We start from the raw sequence: 19,109 nt of genomic DNA, 5'->3' as shown, positions 1-19,109 counted from the left end.
TCGAGCTGCCACGGAATAAGGTGCAAGAGAAGGATTTCTTAAGGATGAATACGGAATACTGTTGTCGCATTGGAAGGCACTCTACCGCGAAGGACTCTCGCAATTGATGCCCACACGGAGGTGGGCTAATCTTCATTTTCTAAAGTAAAAAATAAATGGAGATGTCTATGTTTGATTGGAGCTTTCTGAATTTACTTCTCGCAAGTGAAACCTCTCCTGATAATTTATCATCGGAATATAGCGTCTTCTCTGATGATCCAGACCTTTGCTTTTCGGGTTTTCTTTTTTTCGGCTGATTTCTAAGCGCCTAAAGTTTCTGCTTCTACGGCATTTCTTTTCGGCTGTATTCCTGCGTGTACTAAAAATAGCACTGCAAGTGTGATCATCACCGGTGAATAGAGCGCCGTAGGTACCGCCATTTCCGTCGAGTTAAGAAAATTACCTGCAATGACAATCGCCAAAGCGCCATTTTGAATACCTAATTCGATGGCAAAGGTTTTTTGTATTGCCGAATTGAAGTTCAGTAGTTTTGCCACACCAAAACCAAAGAGTACAGTGACGATAGCCAGCAATATAACAGGCAATCCAGATTGCCCAATCAGCAACGGTAAGTTAGCCCGCTCTTTATAAAAGGTGGAGCCGACCAGTAGCAGTAGAAATAAAATGGAACCTATTTTTACCGGTTTTTCAGCAAGCTCTGCGATTTTCGAACTTTTGTGTCGAATCAATATGCCGATTAGGATGGGGATTAGGGTGATGCACAGTACTGCGAAACTAAATTTGCTCACAGAAAATTGCGCAAGATCTGCGCCCATAAAATATCGATAACTTAATGAGGTAACCAGTGGAATGGTGACAATTGCCAGAACGCTGCTGATGGCGGTTAAGCTAATGGACAGTGCTGTGTCGCCGCGGCATAGAAATGAAACCAGATTTGAGCCAGGGCCACCCGGGCAGGCAACCAAAACCATTAACCCAACGGCGAGCTCTGCGGGCATATTAAATAATTGTGTCAGGGAAAAGCCGATGATCGGCAGTCCGATAATTTGCAGTAGCGTGCCGGTTATCACTGCTTTGGGGGATTGAGATAGCTGTTGAAAGTCTTTGAAGGTCAGTGATAGACCCAGTCCGAGCATCATCAAGGCCAAAATCAGCGGTGCAATTGCGCTTAAAATAGAGGTAGATTCCATAATTTTTGTCGTTAGTTTTTGTTAGCCAGTATATGTAAGTAGCGCCCCATATGTTTATAGGGCGTTTGGTTGGAAAAAAGTAATTCCATTTTTAATACTTCTTCCGATATTTGGTGGCCCCCACGTTTTTCTCTCACATAGTCATGAAAAACGCGAATGCCGGATTCCTGTTGAATTGAAAAATGATTATCCAACAACCACTCTTTGACTTGTTCTGGCGCACACGGGTTGTTGGGGGTCAGGCTACCTTTGTCCGAAGGGCGTTTATCCATATTATTAATAAAATTGAAATTACCGCAGATTAAGTTGCGGTAAATTTTTCCTGCCGGGTTGTAAAAACAAAGTGATAAAACCCCTTTGGGTTTTAACAGATTGCTTATTGCTGGAATAATCTGGTCCGGTTCCTGTAGCCACTCCAATACTGCGTGACATAACACAATATCATAGGGTGCTAATGGCTCTTTTATCAGTTCTTGGTAAGGGCCGGAGAACCATTGAATGACATCGTTAACTTTAGCCTGTGCGGCAAACTCCTGCGCTTTTTTGGTCATCTCAATGGAGATATCGTTGTAGGTAACGTGATGGCCAAGCTCCGCCATTTTTATGGCAAATTGGCCCAATCCACCACCGATATCCAGTACTCTGAGTGGGGAAGAGGATATCTCTGGCGTGTGTTGGGCGAGATCCCGCCATATGACTTGTTGGCGGATTTGTCCTTTCAGGCTGCCGTAAATACGCTTGGAAAACCGTTCGGCAAGGTCATCAAAATTTCGATCGCTGCTCATGAATTGTCTGGATATTCGTTATATTTTTTTGCGCTGCCCTTCACTTGGTCTGCCGGGTATTTTTGCCGGTTAATAACCATCTTCTCATTCACTGCTTCAATCAGGTCAACATCCAGTTTGTCTGCGATGCGAATCAGGTAAACAAAAATATCCGCCAGTTCGTGCTTGGCCTGTTGTTGTTTTTCTGAAGTAAGTTGTTGCGATTCTTCTGCGGTAAGCCACTGAAAAATCTCCAGCAACTCAGACGCTTCTACACTTAATGCCATCGCCAGATTTTTGGGCGTGTGAAACTGGTTCCAATCCCGTTCAGTGGCGTAGTCATCAATGGCTTGGCGAATATCATCTATTGAGTTCATATTAAAAACAGGTATCGATTACCGATATCACATTGTGGTTGTCATCCAATACGCAGACTTTACGCCACTTATCAAACGTCAGGCAGGGGTGAGAAGTGGAAAAACCTAGCATATCTCCAACCTGAAGATTGAGTTTTGGATCATATTGAATATAGGCATGTTGATCCATGATGTGGGTGGTGTTTACTTCGGTTAGTCGCTCTATCGTGTTGTCTTCGGAGTTAGGTTGGCAGCGGACAATTTTTTCTGCTGTGGGTAAACCCGCATCGAAAGCTACATCTCTCTTGCCCATGCCGACAACGGCTTTACCTGGTTCAGGGATGGACTGAATGTAGGCCCATATTTCCAAACTGGATGTGAGCTCAGGGCCTAGTTCACAGGCAACGCGGTTGCGTGCAACCACACTATTCTGGGCTTCCTGGTAGATCCCTGTGTCGTGGATCGCATAGCAGCCCGGTCTTAATAAGGGAATGCAGTTTTCCGGTAAATCCGCTTGAGCGAACTCTTCCGCTACCAGGTCGTACCAGGCTGAACCGGCGCCGGTAATTAGCCAGGAGTTTGGTGTGCCTTTGCTGGCGAGGCCATTCAGCTTAGTGACTGCACTTTGTATAAAGTTTCGAATTTGGGTTTCTGCATTGATGCCGTGAATTACCCCTTCGTAGAACTCGATTCCGCACAGTGTCAAGTTGGTGCAGTTGTGAATGGTGTTTACCAGGTTATCGAAATCGTCATCGTTGCGTACCCCGCATCGTCCGCCGGGTACCCCCAGTTCAATCAGCACACGCAGAGTCTGCTGTCTACCGGAAAAGAATTGGTTAAGTTGATTGGCGTTGGTTACTGAGTCGACCACACAATAAAATTCAAATTCTGAGTCCTTTTGGCATTCAGCAATTAACTCCATTGCCTGTCGGCCAACAAGTTGGTTGGCCATCAGTATTCTGGATATGCCGTGGCGGTGAGCGGCAACCACTTGCGGAGCGGTTGCCAGTGTCATACCCCAGGCGCCAGCGTCAATCTGCCGTTTAAACAGCTCGGGCGCCATAGTGGTTTTACCGTGGGGGGCGAGCTGGACGCCGTAGAGTTTGGCAAATGCCTGCATCCATTGAATGTTTTGTTCTACTGCCGAATTGCGTAATACCGCTGTGGGTAAGCAGAGATCTTCCCGTAGAAGATTCCAGTCTGAATGTTGCTCCGGGCCTAAGCCCTTGTTAAATGAGTTTGCCATATACACAGGAAATGTTATTAAATACCGGAAAGTGTTGTTTGTTGTTGGTACTTTGTACCAGAAAATTATACCTGTCTTCGTTGTTTGCGCATAGCACAACCACGACAGGTGCTGAAGTTGAGAACAGTATGATCGATATTGCCACCAAAATCCGCCATCAGTATCCCCAGCTCAACGAATCGGAAAAACAGATCGCTACGTGCATTTTGGAGGATATTGAATCGTCGGCGCAGATGAGTATTGCTGAGCTGGCAGAGCAGTCGGGGGTGAGTCAGGCGAGCGTTACCCGCTTTGCCAAGTCGATTGGCTGCAAAAATGTGCGAGAGTTGAAGTTGAATCTGGCCCAGTCTGCGGCGGTGGGCAGTCGGTTTTTGCGCGATGATTCTACTCATAACCTTGGCAGTATCCATTCCGTATTTGAGTCCATCACCCTAGCGCTGCGGGATAACATGCAGCTATTGAACGAAGAAAGTGTTAACCGTGCTGTGGCTATGCTTTCCTCGGCCAACCGGGTTTATGCTTTGGGTACCGGTGGTGGCTCCAGTGTACTGGCTCAGGAATGTCAGCACCGCTTGTTTCGCCTGGGGGTCAATATCACCGCTTACACCGACCATTTGTTAATGCGTATGGCGGTGGCAACTCTGGAATCGAACGATGCGCTTATTGTGTTATCGCTTACCGGGCAAAACCCGGATCTGGAAAAGGTGGTCATGATTGCCCAGGAGTATGGCGTGCCCTGCGTGGTGATCAGCGTGCAAGGGTCGCCAATCAGTCAGCTTGCGGATGTGCTGTTGCCAATTCAACTGAACGAGTCTGATTACATATATAGCCCGTCAACAGCACGCTACGTCATGATGGCCAATATCGATGTTCTGGCCACGGAGCTTGCGGTCAAGCATAAACGAACAAGCCGTGAAAACCTGCGCCGGATTAAGCAGCAGTTGGATAGCTATCGCGGTACCCATGATCGGCTGCCGCTGGGGGATTAACACATACTATGTACGATCTAATCATTGAAAATGCCCGAGTAATAGACGGTTCCGGTGCGCCGGAAACACGTCAGAATGTGGCGATTAGAGACAACAAAATCGTGGCTGTGGGCACTTCTGAACCGGCCAGGCAGACAATGGATGCCTCCGGTTTGGTTTTGTGCCCAGGTTTTATTGATGTGCACACTCATGATGATTTACATGTAATCCGTCAACCCGAGGCCATAGAGAAAATCAGTCAGGGTATTACCACGGTGATTGTTGGTAACTGTGGTATATGCGCTGCTCCGGCGTTTTTTGGCGAAGACAGTCTGCGCCAGGAGCTGCCAGACCCGATGAACCTGTTAGGCAAGGTGGAAGAGTTTCGTTACCGCTCTTTGCCTGAGTACATGCAGGCCGTGCAGGCGGCAATGCCCTTCGTTAATGTTGGTGCATTGATTGGTCACACCGCATTGCGTAGTAACAGTGTGCAAAAATTAGGGCGGACGGCAAATAACCTCGAACTGGAGGATATGAAACAACAATTGCGCGAGGCAATGGAAGCCGGAGCCTTGGGGCTAAGTACAGGTCTGGCGTATTACAATGCGTTCAACGCGACACCGGCTGAAGTTGAAGCCTTGGTCGAGGTGGTGGCGGAATATAACGGTGTGTACACCACGCATTTAAGAACCGAGTTCGAAGGTATTCTGGATGCAATGGACGAGGCGTTTTCTGCCGCGGGTAAGCATTCTGTTCCTTTGGTTATCTCCCATCTTAAGTGTGCTGGCAAAGCCAACTGGGGGCGGGGACCGCAACTTACCCAGCATATTGAGCAGGCCGGTAAGCAGCAAAAAATCTCCTGTGATTGTTACCCGTATAGTGCCAGTTCCAGCACGCTTGATTTGGGGCAGGTGACAGAGGAAACAGAAATTTTTATTACCTGGTCTGACGCCAGGCCGGAAGCGGCAGGCAAAACGCTGAAGCAAATTGCCCAGGAGTGGAACCTTTCTCTTTTGAATGCGGCCAAGCAACTTATGCCTGCCGGAGCGGTGTATTACTGCATGGATGAGCAGGATGTTGAACATATATTGCAATATGAAAAAACCATGCTTGGCTCGGATGGTTTACCGTGTGACCCACATCCTCACCCCAGGTTATGGGGTAGCTTCCCAAGAATGATTGCCCACTACAGCCAAGCCAGAGGGCTTTTTAGCCTTGAGCAGGCGATCCATAAAATGACTGGGCTTTCGGCGAAAAATTTCAATTTACATCAGCGTGGATTCATTCAGCCGGGTTATTACGCCGACCTTTTACTGTTTGACCCCGACAAAATTAAAGATACCGCCACCTTTGCGCAACCCATTAATAAAGCCGCTGGCATCGAATGTGTTTGGGTAAACGGTAGTTGCAGTTATTTATCAGAAAAATTTGAACCCTCTCTTTCGGTCGTTCCTCGCGGGGCAGGCCAATTTTTAACACGAAATAATGATTTAACCTCTTAAGGAGATAAATATGTCGATTAAACGTTATGGTGCAGAAGGTGGTGTAGGAACTGGTGGCCAACACTTACCCTTTTCCAAAGCGGTGGAAGCGGATGGCTGGTTTTACGTGTCTGGTCAGACACCCATGAAAGATGGTGAGGTGGTTGAAGGTGGTGTCATCGAACAGTCACGACTCGCGATCCAGAATTGTCTGGATATTATGGCCAGTGCAGGTTACGGACTGGAAGATGTTTTTCGTGTGACCGTTATTTTAACCGACGCAAGATACTTTCAATCGTTCAATAAAGTATTTAAAGAAGTGTTTGGCGCTAATCCGCCTGCGCGAGTGTGTATGGTTGCGGACCTGGTTGTCGATTGTAAAGTGGAAGTCGATGTAACTTGTTACAAATCACCAAAAAAATAAGAAAAAGATAGAATTATGAATACAGGGCTTTTTCTCTCGGCGTTTGCCTTTTATGTTTTTGCCATGATTGTTTTGAGTTGGTTCGTTTCGCGCAACCATAAATCGGGGGAAGACTTTTTATTAGGTGGGCGCAGCTTACCTTTTCTACTTACCTTGGGAACCACCGTTGCAACAATGGTTGGTACCGGCTCTTCAATGGGGGCTGTGGGTTTTGGTTATGAAAATGGTTGGGCCGGTACGCTTTATGGAATTGGTGGCGCAGTAGGCATTTTATTGCTGGCCGTCTGGTTTGCTCCTGTACGTGAAATGCGATTCATGACGATGAGTGAAGAGCTTTCATACTATGCCGGTGCCGACGCCGGGGTAAAAAGCCTGGTAGGTATTCTTATTTTTGTTGCCAGTATTGGCTGGTTGGGTGCGCATATATTGGGGGGCGGAATGTACCTTGCCTGGTTAACAGGTATTGATACTTCCACAGCGAAAATCTATGTGGCCTTGGGCTTTGCAATATATGTCATTATTGGTGGTTACACTGCGGTTGTTTGGACTGACTCGATACAGGCCATTATTTTATTTGTCGGCTTCTTATTGATGGCGGCGTTATCTATCCAGGTTGTGGGTGGCTGGGATGCGTTGATGCAGGCCCAACCCCAGGAAAATATCAGCTTTCTTTCCGTTGATAAGATTGGTGCGCTACACGCATTGTCTCTGTCGTTGGTGATTTTTGTTGGCGTAATGGCGACCCCATCTTTCCGGCAGCGAATATATTCCGGAAAAAATGTGTCGACGATTAGAAAATCGTTTATTACTTCTGGAGTTTTGTACTTGGGATTCTCCTTTATTCCCGCATTAATTGGTATGTCTGCTTTTGCATTAAACCCTGAACTGGATAATCGTAACTATGCGTTTCCGTTTTTGGCGCTGGAAGTCCTACCCGCGGTTGTTGGGATGGTGGTCTTGATCGCCGGGCTTTCTGCAACCATGTCGAGTGCCAGCTCAGATGCAATCGCTGCCGTGACAATTTTAATGCGTGACGTCAGTGTAACAATTACAGGTTCGGTGCCAGAGAAACGCCATATGGTTCTCTTTTCCAGAGTTTCGTTAGTGGTGGTTATCGGTCTGGCATTGATCTTCGCGCTTTTTTCTGATGACATTATCGGATACATTACCAAGATGATAGCGACTGTAATGTCGGGAATGTTTGTATGCGGCCTATTGGGTAGGTTCTGGGGCAGGTTTAACGCATATGGTGCTTATGCGGCGCTGGCCACCGGCTCAATCGTTTCCTTTTCTATCATCCTGAATGAAAACTGGAATAGTTATTGGGGCAACCCGGTTATTCCATCGGTATTAATAGCCTGTACGACAAGTATTTTGGTTTCTCTGTTAACCCCGCAGTCCAGGCTGTCGCCTAAAGAAGCGCAGCAAAAACTCAGTGACGAACGGGCTGCAATGGAGGAGGCAAATGGAGAGTTATCTTGAGCGGAAAATTACGCATTGGTTTTTTAGGTGAATGCATGTTGGAGCTGTCGGACGGCCGCTCCGATATTCAATATGGTGGAGACACGCTTAATGCTGCGGTGTATTTTTCTCGACTAAATAAAAAATCTATTTTTAATTGTTATTACCTGACGGCGCTGGGGGATGACGATTTAAGTGTGCAGATGATTGCCGCCTGGGAAAAGGAAAATATCTCCACCCAATATGTGGACCGCTTACCAGGTAAACTGCCGGGTTTGTACATGATCAAAACCAATGATCAAGGTGAGCGCAGTTTTTATTTTTGGCGAAATGACAGTGCTGCCAAAGCCTACCTTTCCACCGATACCTTTTCCAATGTCATTATAAATAAACAGCTGGATGTGCTGTATTTGAGTGGCATCAGTTTGGGAATCTTGCCGACGGGTGATAAGAAAAAACTACTCAAACTGTTAAAAGAATTTAAAAATAATGGCGGTATTATCGCTTTCGATAATAACTACCGGCCCCAATTATGGAAAGCGGAAGAGGCCGAACTCTATTACTCACAAATATTGGGGATGGTTGATATTGCCCTATTAACGGAAGAGGATGAACTGGCGGTTCACGGATTTCATGATTCTGAAGAGTTAATGAGTTTTTACCAAAAGTCTGCCGTCCCGGAAGTGGTGATAAAACGGGGCGCGGAAGCCTGCGTCATTATCTGTAACAAAACCATCGAAGTTGTCGATGGGGTTGCAGTGCCTCAAGAAAATGTTGTGGATACTACTGCTGCTGGAGATTCCTTCGGTGCCGCCTATTTGTACTACCGCTTACATGGTAAAAATACCGAGGAAGCGGCCAAGACAGCTCACCTGCTTGCTTCCACCGTTATTCAAGAACATGGAGCTGTTATACCAGTAGAAAAAATGCCTGTGTTTTTACCATAGGAGTTAGCCGGGTTTATCGTGTATATATTGTAGGGATGCTATATACATATCGACCGATATTGCTTTTAAGATATGAATATTGTTCAAGCAAAAATAAGCGATGCAACGATTGTCTCATCTGTTATTTGTTCTGCGCATAAAGATGTTGCAGTAATGTTTGCGCTGAATTCTGATAATTGTCCAAAGCATCCTTCATTTTGTGAGGCGAGTTGGGTTGAGTCCGATATCGAAAGAGGCGTAGAGTATTTTCTATATCAAGAGAATGGAGAAATAGCTGGTTGTGTCTCGGTGGAAACCGCGTCTAACGGTCAGGTAGTTTATCTCAATCGCCTGTCTGTGCTTCCTGTCTACAGAAGTATGGGAATCGGTGGTGCATTGGTTCGTTTTGTCTTGGGTTATGCAAAAAGCCAAAGCAGGAATGCAGTAAGTATCGGTATTATCTCCAGGCATACAAAACTTAAAAACTGGTATCGTGGGTTAGGGTTTGTTGATGGTGACGTGAAAACGTTTCCTCATCTTCCGTTTGATGTTTTGTTTATGAGCTATGTTATCTAGCTCTTTCCTTTTTGAATCTCTTGCTCCAGGCCGCTAAAGTGTTTCAACCGCTATCTGAGAATGGGGCGTAAATAAACGATGAGAATTTCGTGACAGGAAAAGGGCTCCCTCAACGAGAGCCTTGTCACCAACACATTCTAATTTTGCATTAAATTGCAGTAACTCAGATTCCTGCGTCTAGATCGATGCTCGCTGATACAGATGTTTTCTTCTATGTTTTTCGGCGTCGATACTAATTTTTTCTACCAACAATTTTGCATCTGTCTTCGCCTTTTGCCTTTGTTGCGTATTCAATAGTTTTTCAACAAAAAATCGTGTATTTGCAGGGATATCATCGTTCCAGCCTGGTAAGTCGTCTTCCATGCTGCGCTTATCCAGCTCACTGACCATTAACCAAGTATATGCCATGGCGTAATCTTTCTTTTTCGCAAAGCCCTTGTAGGAATACCAAAACATTCTGTACTGGGCAATATTGCTCCCTAACCGTGCGGCTCTGCTGTAATAGTCCTCTGCTCGCTTCTTATCGACAGGAACCCCAAAACCCTGTTCGCTCAAATACCCCAAGTTGTAGAGTGCCAATGTACTGCCTAACTGTGCACTCTTTTCAAAAGCCCCTTCCGCCTCTTTATACATATTTTGTTCAAGATAGGAAATACCCAAGGAGTTACAACCCATCGAATATTGTTTTTCACAGGATTCCTTGTATAAATCATCTGAAAGCGATATGTTGCGCTCGACTAAATCACCATACTTATGCATTGCGCCCAAGGAATGAAGCGCTTCTGCGTAACCGGCTTTGGAAGACTGTTTTATGAGTTTAATTGCTTTCTGTCGGCTTATTCTGTCTCCTTTTCCAAACAGCATCTGTGCCCATAAAAACTGCGCTTGAGGGTCGTCTTTTTTGGCAGCAAATTTACACTCTGGTAACGCTGCCCCCCATTCTTCGTTATCATACTCAAGCACACACTTTCGTACGGCGGCTTTCAGCTCCTCACTGTCCTTCTTATCGTTTTGCTCAGGTTTATGGCTTTTGACTCCCTGTTCCCATTGTCTAAATTCTTCACTTTGTACCGCAAGTGACATCTCTCGGGTCAGCGCTTGCATATCCGATACAACTTCCTTTGCGGGTAAGGCAAAACCAATACCTTCTGTACCTTCCAAAATCATTGTGTTTACGCCAACAAACTGTCCATCACGATCGATTAACGGCCCTCCACTATTGCCGGGGTTAATCGCTGCATCAGTTTGAATGTAGCTAATGTCCTCGTACTCTTGCATACCGGAAATAATTCCAGAAGTAACGCTGTATTTCAGCCCCACGGGATTTCCAATGGTGTATACCTTATGTCCAAGGGGAAGGTCTTCCAGTAGAGGTATGAGTGGATCGCACCCGTGCTCTTTGATGTGGAGATAGGCCAAGTCAAATTGTGTACTTATACCCTTTGTCTTAGCTTGGATAACTCTTCCGTTCACCAGGGTAATTTTTATTTCTTTTGGCGTACCATCTGGATAATAAGATTGCACTGCTTTGTCCAGCGCATCCATTCGTTCTGTCAGCCTATGACGATCTTCTCGATTGGCTATTCCTCTTAGAAGATAATCTGCCAGCTCTCGTTGGTTCTCTTCAAGCTCGCGGATATCCTTCTTCTCCAACATCACAACATGTTTGTTGGTTACAACGGTACACTGCTTGTCGATAAAAAAGCCTGAACCTGTTCCAAACCCTGTATCAATAAAAACGGTGGCATTTCTTGCTGATTCAATTGCGTTGCGTGGTTTATGCGTTTTGTTTAATTCCGTGGTTAATGCCGATGCCTTCTGGGGTTCTGCACTGAGAGATGAGTGAGAATTGTTTTTGTTTGTTGAATCGGCAACGCTGGTATCAGGTGATTTGATAGTTTGAACAACTGGCGTAATTGAACCTGAAGAATCTGCTGAAATCTCTTCTTCTGAACCCGACTTATTGCAGCCGGTTAAAGCCGTCGCACTTATCACAAGTAAACACAAAACTATTCGCATATGAATCTCCCTTTTTTTATTTTAAGCAATACGCAAGAAGCGACTTCTGAAAGGTTAGCATAACTACACTTTTATTGGCGCGTCATTGGGCTATAAAAGACTCAATATAGATCGGGTAGTGTGTTTTTTATTCAATTTTATTTCGAAAAGCAATTCTTTAGCGTGTTAAGTACCTTTATTGACCTAAGTCCAGCCTTCTAACTAACAGGTAATTTAGGTATATTGAATGCCTTTTAAATGCTACTGATTGCCATTTCCATTATTGATGCCGGGTTTGTGGGCTCTCTAATTGATACAGTTAAGTCCTAGCTATATTCCGCTGATCTTGCGTTTATTCCGGCAATCAAGGACATATAAAAAAGAGGTTGTTGAATTACAGGAAAGTACGCTACCCGAGGTTAAAAAACTAATAATAAGCGTTTGCTTACAACATTATAAAATATAGTTTACGTTGAAAGTATGCTTATCCAAAATTGATAGTATGCTTTTCGTTTGATGAAAGTTTAGACTGCTAGGGGAAATATCAATCGCTTGTTTTGTTGGTGAATTTAAAAATATTCTATTTTATGGGTAAATTATTATTCATATGTTTTTAGATTTTTCTTTTTGCTTACTTTGTTTTTTGTAATCTGATATTTTCTTGGGGTAGGTCTGGTTTTTATGCTGATATAGCTTTAACAGGATTTGCTTGTTTTTTAAAAAATGTAGTAATGAATAAATATCTATCTGGGGGGGTGTTGGATCATGTTGGGGAATAATTGGAGATGAGTGATTTGCTTGAAATGACTGCGCTAATTACCGCAGAAAAAGGAAAGGGGAGTGAGTTAAAAGAAGCAATACAGCTCCTTATCGAAAAGACACTTGAGGAGCCAGGTTGTATCGAGTTTCAGGTTTTTCAAGAGCTGGATAATGACGATTTTTTTGTTTTGTGGGAAAAGTTTGAAAGCCGGGAAGCGTTGAGTTTTCATATGGAGCAGGAATACACCAAAGAGTATTTTTCCCTTGGTTTGGTGGCGTCGACTAAAGTCATCAAACATAAGCATGTGTAACATTATTTTAATAGTTTGTTTCAGAGTGAATATTCATGTTCCTTAATATTCACTCGGTTTATGATTAAAACTTAATTTCAGGATCTGTCCTTGTAGATCTGTAGTTCACTTACTTCCGATACGTGTACTTTATTCGAATGAAGTCGGTTTAATTATCCTGCACTCCTTTTGCCCGTTTTCAGTACGGGCATGTCACCAATCTTTCATAAAACTGTCAGGCATCTGTCAAATCCAGGTTTTAAGTTGACGCTTAAATATTTATAAATTCGTTTGGGGTGTATGATGAATAAACGAGGATTTAAGGGCAGAAAAACCGCCGGTTTTTTGCTCTCCTGCGCATTGTTTGCAGGAGCGGGTAACGCGGTAGCAGATGCATATATTAGCGAAATTCACTACGATAATGATGGCACCGACGTGGGTGAATCCATCGAAATCTCCGGTACGCCAGGGCAAAGTATCGCCGGCTGGAGTCTGGTTCTTTATAACGGTTCCAGCAGTCAGCGGTCCCCGTATAATACCATTGATTTGTCAGGCACCTTGGTGGCGCCACAGGGGTGTGAGCAAGGGCTTTATGTGCATGAGTTTCCATCAAACGGCATTCAAAACGGTGCGCCTGATGCCGTGGCGCTGGTAGATGATGCGGGTAATGTCGTTCAGTTCATTAGCTACGAAGGGTTTTTCGAAGCGGCAACGGGTCCAGCCGTTGAATTAATCAGTCAGGATATTGGTGTAAGCGAAACAAGCAGTACGCCGGTGGGCTATTCATTACAGTTTGTTGACGGTGCCTGGGTAGAGCCACAGCCCAATACGTTTGGCCAATGTTCGGGCGGGACTACTGGGCCGACAGAGCCAGAAGTGGTAAAAATTCACGAAATACAAGGTTCTGGCGATGCGGTAACAAGTGAATCCGTATTCACTGTGGAAGCGGTTGTGGTTGGGGATTTTCAATCCAGCAGTCAATTACGTGGTTTTTTTATTCAGGAAGAAGATGCTGATGCGGATGACAGTGTACAAACTTCGGAAGGGATTTTTGTCTATTGTTCCAGTTGCGATGTGGATGTCAATGTCGGTGACAAAGTTCAAGTGACTGGCCTGGCCAAAGAATTTTATGGTATGAGCCAGTTGAATGCGACACAAGCCGGCGACATAAAAGTTCTTAGTACGCAAAATACGCTACCTTCCCCTGCGGTCATTGATTTGCCTGTGCAAGTCACTGGTACAGATTTGGCAAGTGCCACATCAGAAATCAATAATTTCTACGAAAAATACGAAGGTATGTTGGTCAGCTATTCGGACACACTTTCCGTTTCCGAGTACTATCAACTTAGTCGCTTTGGACAAGTGACTTTAGCAGAAGGTGGTCGTTTCCGTCAGTTTACGGATAAAGCTTATCCGAGTGTAGATGGTTTGATTGCCCATCAAATTGACCTTGCGTCTCGAACAATTATTTTAGACGACGACAACAATACGCAAAATGCGGCGTTAGTAAATAACTCGCCTGTTTATTTTCCTCAGTCAGGTTTTTCCATCGATAATTTCTTCCGCGGCGGCGATACCATTACGAATCTAACCGGTGTATTACATTGGTCTTATCCTGGTAGCGGCGCGAATACATGGCGTATTCGTCCAGTGACGGAAGCGTTTTCTTATTCTTTTAATGCTGAAAATATTCGTTCAGCTTCTCCCTCTGATGTGGGCGGACACATAAAAGTTGCCAGCTTCAATGTGTTGAATTATTTCACTACTTTGGATGACGGAAGTAATGCGTGTGGTCCAAACGCGGATATGGGCTGTCGAGGTGCTAACTCCCCCGAAGAGTTAATCCGACAAACAAATAAAATCGTTTCCGCTATTTGTCAAATGGATGCCGATGTCGTTGGTTTAATGGAAATTGAAAACCCGTCGATTAATTCTGAAGTCAGTCCTGTTGCAACATTGGTAGAACACTTAAACAGTGCTTGTGGTGGGTATTCAGCCATAGACACAGGAACAACGGGTACGGATGCGATTACGGTCGCGATGATTTATAAGCCAGCTTCATTGGATAAAGTAGGCACAACAGCGGTTCTCGATTCCACTGAATTTTTAGACCCCAACCAAACCGGTCAATCAAAAAATAGAGCAGCACTGGCTCAAAGTTTCCGTGATAACGCCAGTGGTGAAGTATTTACGGTTTCGGTTAACCATCTAAAATCCAAAGGTTCCAGTTGTGGTGATGGCGACGACGATACAACAACCGGGCAGGGAAATTGTAACCAGACTCGTACGCTTGCGGCACAAATGGAAGCAGCTTGGTTAGCTTCAAATCCTACGGGTGTTGAGACCTCTAAAACATTGGTAATTGGTGACTTAAACGCATACCGTAACGAAGACCCTATCTCCACATTTAAAAATTCAGGCTATATCGATCTGATCGATACCTTGAATGGTGAAACGGCTTACGGTTATGTATTTGATGCACAATTAGGTTATCTGGATCATGCTCTGGCATCGAACGATTTATTTGCATATGTTACAGGTGTAACGGATTGGCACATTAACGCGGACGAAGTAAATTTACTGGACTACAACGACGAAATTCGCGATGCCGGTGAAGCTTCATACGATGCGAAACCCTCAGCTCTGCCATTGTATAACTCTGACCCTTATCGTTCATCGGATCACGACCCCGTTGTTATTGGTATTGCCTTCCCAACTATTCCAACCTGTAACGGCAAGCAAGCCACGGTTTATGTGAAAGATGGAATGATTGTTGGCGGGGCAAAAGATGGTCGCCCATATTACGGAATTTTGGTCGGAACCATGGAAGATGATGTGATTGTTGGAACCGACAATAACGATGTTATCCGAGGAAAAAAAGGTAACGACCTTATCTGTGCCCGCGGTGGTGACGATTATATTCGTGCAGGACAAGGCGATGATGTTGTCTTGGCTGGTGATGGTATGGACCTTGTTTATGGCGGTTCAGGAAAAGACAAGTTGTTCGGCGAAAAAGGTCATGATTTTTTGAACGGCAATCGCGATGACGATTTTCTTGATGGTGGCGAAGACTCCAACTTCTTGGATGGCGCGAAGGGAATGGATAGTTGTCGGAACGGAAATGCGTTTCGGTGTGAAACTAAACTGTAAATAATAGATATCTTCGAAAAAATATAAAAATTCATTCTCAACACCCCTTAAATACCTTTGTGTATTTCCAGTTCCCCGTCAGTTCAATGTGATCTGACGGGTTTTTTCTTTTTATACAATCTTTTTCTTTGTCGATTAACAAACATGTCGGTCATGATTTTTTCATCGCTTTGAAAAAAAATATTCACGCCTCTGCCATATTTAAGCGTCAGCATGGCGCGGATATACACAAAGAGGTGAACAGAATGAATCAAATAACGAAATATGGCGTTGTGTCATTGCTTTGCACAAGCTTAATCGCGTGTAGTGGTGATGATGGTAAAGATGGCGCTGCGGGTGCTCAAGGGCCAATTGGTAATCGTGGTGAAAATGGCGTAAATGCTTTGACAATGCACACCGATTTACAGAATGGTAATGCACACTGTGCAAGTGGCGGAGTGAGAATTGATACCGGTTTGGATATCAACGAAAATGATGCGCTGGATACCGCAGAAATCAGTCAAACTTCCTATGTTTGTTCGCCCAATGTAAACAAAAATTTTATTCGTATTGCTTCTTTTGCTGTGTGTTCTCAGCTTGATGCAAACTGCAATACGGATACTGAAACCTCTGCAGAAATAGCCGCTGTTTCTGAAGACGGTTTAACCGTTATTTATACGGATAGTCCCGCTGAACAAATTGGCTTTGTTGATATTACGCAGCCCGAAGAGCCAAAAGCGGCTGGGGTATTGGCCTTGGCCGGTGAGCCAACATCTGTTGCTGTGAAAGACGGATACGCATTGGTCGCGGTAAATACCTCTGCGAACTATGTCGATGTTTCCGGGCAGTTGGATGTCGTGGACATTAAAACTCAATCCATTGTGCAAACGATTGATCTTGGTGGGCAGCCGGATTCCATCGCAGTAAGTAAGGACGGGCAATACGCTGCCGTGGTTATTGAGAATGAGCGTGATGAAGATCTTGGTGATGGTGCTCCGCCACAGGCTCCGGCTGGAGAACTCATTATCGTTTCTCTTATGGGGGCTCCTTCAACGTGGGCAACGACGGCTGTCGACTTAACCGGTCTTGCTGATTTGTATGCCGGCGACCCTGAGCCTGAATATGTTGATATTAACGAAGACAATATTGCAGTGGTGTCGTTGCAGGAAAACAATCACATTGTTCTCGTCGATTTAGCAACAGCCTCGGTTATCCAACATTTTTCTGCCGGTAGCATCGACCTGGAAAATATCGATGTAGCTGAAGAAGACCCCGCTATTATTTCTTTAACGGGAAATTTAGATTCCGTACTGCGTGAACCGGATGGTGTTTCCTGGATCAACTCCGAATTATTTGCCACCGCAGATGAAGGCGATTTGGACGGGGGTAGTCGCAGCTTTTCCATATTTAATAAAAATGGTGATGTGGTTTGGCATTCCGGAGCGACACTGGATCATATGACGGTTAAATATGGCCATTACCCTGACAGTCGTTCAAAAAATAAAGGCAATGAACCGGAAAATGTTGAATTCGGTTCATATATGGGGGATGACTATTTATTTGTTAACTCTGAACGCTCAAGCCTGGTTTTTGTGTATAACGTAAACGACCCCGCCAATCCGGTGTTTAAGCAAGTCCTTCCTGCTGCTGCGGCCCCGGAAGGTGTTGTGGCTGTACCTTCGCGTAATTTATTGATCGCTGCGAGTGAGGCAGATAGTCGCGGTGATAAAATGCGTTCGGCATTGAATATCTACCGTTATCAGGTGGCAGAAATTGCCTATCCAAGTATTCTATCTGCTAACCGCATCGATGGCACACCGATTCCCTGGGGAGCCATGTCTGGTTTAGCTGCGCATACAACGGATAGCAATACCTTATATGCGATTGAAGATAGCTTTTACGGTAGTAATCGCATATTCACTCTGAATGTTGAAACCAAACCTGCAACGTTGTCTTCCGAGTTGGTGATTAAAGACAGCAACGATGTGTTTGCTTCTTTAAATGTTGCTGCCTTGGCTGATACAAGTGTTGCTGAAAATCATGTAACGCGTATTGATGTTTTTGATGAGGCGGATTTAGCGGCGATGATCAATGCCGATAAAACGGTTAACCTTGACCCGGAAGGAATTGCGGTTGCATCTTCAGGCGGCTTCTGGCTGGCATCAGAAGGCTCTGGCACGGTGGGTGATGCCGGTCGTCCGGTGAATAGTGCAAACCTGCTATTTAAAATAGATGCGACAGGCGTGATCGAAAATGTTGTGATGTTGCCCGCTGATGTGAACGAAAAACAATTGCGTTTTGGTTTTGAAGGAGTAACGGAATACAACGGTGTGGTGTATGTTGCTTTCCAGCGCGCCTGGGGTGACGAAAATAATGTTCGTATTGGTGCTTATGATATTGCGAACCAAAACTGGAGTTTCTATTTCTACCCATTAGACGCTGTTGCATCACAAAATGGTGGTTGGATTGGTTTATCGGATATTGTTTCCGCTGGCGAAGGGAAGTTGTTAGTACTTGAGCGTGATAATCAAGGCGGCCCCGATGCTGCGGTGAAGCGTATCTATTCTGTGGATGTGAGTAGTTCAACTGCAGGTCATACGTTAACTAAAACCCTGGTGCGTGATCTTATGTCGGATTTAAAAGCCTCTGGCGGCTTGGTACCTGAAAAAGTAGAAGGGTTAACCATTGCTGCTAATGGTGATGCTTATATCGTGAACGATAACGATGGTGTTGACGATAACAGTGGTGAAACTCAACTGATAAACCTTGGCCAACTGACATATTAGGTATTTAGTTGTGGCAAAAAACGTTTCATATTTTTGTCATAGAAACATCATTTGAATGCCATCAGTTTTTTGCAAGATAGTTCTGCCGGCTTGAGTTTGCGCCAAGTAGTAGCTTCAGGGTAAGGAATACCCCTTGCTGGCGATACAGGCTTCAGGGAGTAAAAGGATTTGTTATAAGGATAAAAGACGAGGCAGGACGCTTCGTCTTTTCTTATCAGCCCTATTTTGCTTAAGTAGTCGACATTTATCTGTCGACTACTCGTTTAATTGTTTTCGGGGCAAGCGTTGCCAAGAATTTTCCGAATTGCAGGTTCTGGAATATAACCACGCAAATGGCCAAGCACAGTGCCTTGTGGATCTGTGACCAGTGTCCAGGGGGTGGCCGGAATTTCTCCTATCTGATTCAGCAACTCACTGGTGGCCCGCAAAGCCGGGTACTGAATTTTTGCCTTGCGAATTTCTTTTTGAAGCCGCTGTGGTTTACCGTTTATGCCAACTGCAATTGGTTGTACCGAATGATCACAGTGTTCCTGTATGCGATTAAAGGCTTTCATTTGTCGATAGCACCAAGTGCATTCCGGTTCAAAAAAACTCAGTAAGACAATTTTCCCCTGGTAATCCTGCAGAGCAATTCTTTCACCGCTTTGCAGGCTTTCCATATTCAGGTCATATAAATTTTTGCTATGAGCGGTTGTCGCGCACATTAGTACAACTATCCAGACCAAAGGAATGAGAAATTGTGATTTCATAAAGAC

General features: G+C 44.8%; 15 protein-coding genes. 9 read left to right on the top strand and 6 right to left on the bottom strand.

Going from position 1 to position 19,109, the window contains the following annotated elements; genetic code table 11:
• Positions 1-299: 299 nt before the first annotated feature.
• The 4 genes from P5V12_RS16175 to P5V12_RS16160 are packed head-to-tail and all read right to left on the bottom strand — an operon-like array spanning position 300 to position 3,556.
• On the bottom strand, positions 300-1,190 hold the full coding sequence (locus P5V12_RS16175; RefSeq protein ID WP_316954126.1) for a bile acid:sodium symporter family protein: 891 nt from the start codon (positions 1,188-1,190) through the stop codon (positions 300-302).
• 11 nt (positions 1,191-1,201) lie between these two features.
• Positions 1,202-1,975 carry a methyltransferase domain-containing protein gene (locus tag P5V12_RS16170; protein ID WP_316954125.1) on the bottom strand — a complete coding sequence of 258 codons (774 nt, stop codon included), beginning with the start codon at positions 1,973-1,975 and terminating at the stop codon, positions 1,202-1,204.
• Positions 1,972-2,331, bottom strand: coding sequence for a nucleotide pyrophosphohydrolase (locus tag P5V12_RS16165; protein ID WP_316954124.1), 360 nt, complete (start codon positions 2,329-2,331; stop codon positions 1,972-1,974). The genes P5V12_RS16170 and P5V12_RS16165 overlap by 4 nt, the downstream gene beginning before the upstream one ends.
• Position 2,332: 1 nt before the next feature.
• Entirely contained in the window at positions 2,333-3,556 is a 1,224-nt protein-coding gene (locus P5V12_RS16160) for an amino acid deaminase (RefSeq protein ID WP_316954123.1), read from the bottom strand.
• A 128-nt stretch (positions 3,557-3,684) separates the two neighbouring features.
• Here P5V12_RS16160 and P5V12_RS16155 point away from each other — a divergent pair, with 128 nt between their 5' ends.
• From P5V12_RS16155 to P5V12_RS16130, 6 genes are all read left to right on the top strand, one after another.
• Positions 3,685-4,545: a MurR/RpiR family transcriptional regulator gene (locus tag P5V12_RS16155; RefSeq protein ID WP_316954122.1), complete on the top strand. Its 861-nt coding sequence runs from the start codon at positions 3,685-3,687 to the stop codon at positions 4,543-4,545.
• Between the two features lie 8 nt (positions 4,546-4,553).
• Entirely contained in the window at positions 4,554-6,026 is a 1,473-nt protein-coding gene (locus tag P5V12_RS16150) for a D-aminoacylase (RefSeq protein ID WP_316954121.1), read from the top strand.
• Between the two features lie 10 nt (positions 6,027-6,036).
• Entirely contained in the window at positions 6,037-6,429 is a 393-nt protein-coding gene (locus tag P5V12_RS16145; RefSeq protein ID WP_316954120.1) for a RidA family protein, read from the top strand.
• Positions 6,430-6,444: 15 nt separating this feature from the next.
• Positions 6,445-7,911, top strand: coding sequence for a sodium:solute symporter family protein (locus tag P5V12_RS16140; protein ID WP_316954119.1), 1,467 nt, complete (start codon positions 6,445-6,447; stop codon positions 7,909-7,911).
• Positions 7,908-8,837, top strand: a complete 930-nt coding sequence (locus tag P5V12_RS16135) for a sugar kinase (RefSeq protein ID WP_316954118.1) — start codon at positions 7,908-7,910, stop codon at positions 8,835-8,837. The genes P5V12_RS16140 and P5V12_RS16135 overlap by 4 nt, the downstream gene beginning before the upstream one ends.
• Before the next feature lie 72 nt (positions 8,838-8,909).
• Positions 8,910-9,392: a GNAT family N-acetyltransferase gene (locus P5V12_RS16130; protein ID WP_316954117.1), complete on the top strand. Its 483-nt coding sequence runs from the start codon at positions 8,910-8,912 to the stop codon at positions 9,390-9,392.
• Between the two features lie 177 nt (positions 9,393-9,569).
• Here P5V12_RS16130 and P5V12_RS16125 read toward each other — a convergent pair whose 3' ends face one another.
• On the bottom strand, positions 9,570-11,411 hold the full coding sequence (locus P5V12_RS16125; protein WP_316954116.1) for a trypsin-like peptidase domain-containing protein: 1,842 nt from the start codon (positions 11,409-11,411) through the stop codon (positions 9,570-9,572).
• Between the two features lie 764 nt (positions 11,412-12,175).
• On the opposite strand from P5V12_RS16125, the gene P5V12_RS16120 reads away from it, so the two are divergent.
• The 3 genes from P5V12_RS16120 to P5V12_RS16110 all read left to right on the top strand — a co-directional run bounded on the left by P5V12_RS16120 (position 12,176) and on the right by P5V12_RS16110 (position 18,354).
• The gene (locus P5V12_RS16120; protein ID WP_316954115.1) at positions 12,176-12,460 is read left to right on the top strand and encodes a putative quinol monooxygenase; all 285 of its coding nucleotides are present in this window, start codon (positions 12,176-12,178) and stop codon (positions 12,458-12,460) included.
• A gap of 279 nt (positions 12,461-12,739) precedes the next feature.
• A complete protein-coding gene (locus P5V12_RS16115) occupies positions 12,740-15,589 on the top strand; it encodes an ExeM/NucH family extracellular endonuclease (protein ID WP_316954114.1) in 2,850 nt (949 codons plus the stop codon).
• A 245-nt stretch (positions 15,590-15,834) separates the two neighbouring features.
• Positions 15,835-18,354, top strand: coding sequence for an esterase-like activity of phytase family protein (locus P5V12_RS16110; RefSeq protein WP_316954113.1), 2,520 nt, complete (start codon positions 15,835-15,837; stop codon positions 18,352-18,354).
• 263 nt (positions 18,355-18,617) lie between these two features.
• Here P5V12_RS16110 and P5V12_RS16105 read toward each other — a convergent pair whose 3' ends face one another.
• Positions 18,618-19,103, bottom strand: coding sequence for a TlpA disulfide reductase family protein (locus P5V12_RS16105; protein WP_316954112.1), 486 nt, complete (start codon positions 19,101-19,103; stop codon positions 18,618-18,620).
• Between the last annotated feature and the right edge of the window lie 6 nt (positions 19,104-19,109).

This window comes from Teredinibacter sp. KSP-S5-2 (assembly GCF_032773895.1).
GTDB lineage: Bacteria > Pseudomonadota > Gammaproteobacteria > Pseudomonadales > Cellvibrionaceae.
This window is presented reverse-complemented; position numbering and strand designations above follow the sequence as displayed.

What these genes read in the sequence shown, in the direction of transcription:
- P5V12_RS16150 (WP_316954121.1), top strand. Translation starts at nt 4,554, where the DNA reads ATGTACGATCTAATCATTGAAAATGCCCGAGTAATAGACGGTTCCGGT.
- P5V12_RS16145 (WP_316954120.1), top strand. Translation starts at nt 6,037, where the DNA reads ATGTCGATTAAACGTTATGGTGCAGAAGGTGGTGTAGGAACTGGTGGC.
- P5V12_RS16165 (WP_316954124.1), bottom strand. Translation starts at nt 2,331, where the DNA reads ATGAACTCAATAGATGATATTCGCCAAGCCATTGATGACTACGCCACT.
- P5V12_RS16170 (WP_316954125.1), bottom strand. Translation starts at nt 1,975, where the DNA reads ATGAGCAGCGATCGAAATTTTGATGACCTTGCCGAACGGTTTTCCAAG.
- P5V12_RS16105 (WP_316954112.1), bottom strand. Translation starts at nt 19,103, where the DNA reads ATGAAATCACAATTTCTCATTCCTTTGGTCTGGATAGTTGTACTAATG.
- P5V12_RS16140 (WP_316954119.1), top strand. Translation starts at nt 6,445, where the DNA reads ATGAATACAGGGCTTTTTCTCTCGGCGTTTGCCTTTTATGTTTTTGCC.
- P5V12_RS16110 (WP_316954113.1), top strand. Translation starts at nt 15,835, where the DNA reads ATGAATCAAATAACGAAATATGGCGTTGTGTCATTGCTTTGCACAAGC.
- P5V12_RS16125 (WP_316954116.1), bottom strand. Translation starts at nt 11,411, where the DNA reads ATGCGAATAGTTTTGTGTTTACTTGTGATAAGTGCGACGGCTTTAACC.
- P5V12_RS16130 (WP_316954117.1), top strand. Translation starts at nt 8,910, where the DNA reads ATGAATATTGTTCAAGCAAAAATAAGCGATGCAACGATTGTCTCATCT.
- P5V12_RS16155 (WP_316954122.1), top strand. Translation starts at nt 3,685, where the DNA reads ATGATCGATATTGCCACCAAAATCCGCCATCAGTATCCCCAGCTCAAC.
- P5V12_RS16120 (WP_316954115.1), top strand. Translation starts at nt 12,176, where the DNA reads ATGAGTGATTTGCTTGAAATGACTGCGCTAATTACCGCAGAAAAAGGA.
- P5V12_RS16175 (WP_316954126.1), bottom strand. Translation starts at nt 1,190, where the DNA reads ATGGAATCTACCTCTATTTTAAGCGCAATTGCACCGCTGATTTTGGCC.
- P5V12_RS16160 (WP_316954123.1), bottom strand. Translation starts at nt 3,556, where the DNA reads ATGGCAAACTCATTTAACAAGGGCTTAGGCCCGGAGCAACATTCAGAC.
- P5V12_RS16115 (WP_316954114.1), top strand. Translation starts at nt 12,740, where the DNA reads ATGATGAATAAACGAGGATTTAAGGGCAGAAAAACCGCCGGTTTTTTG.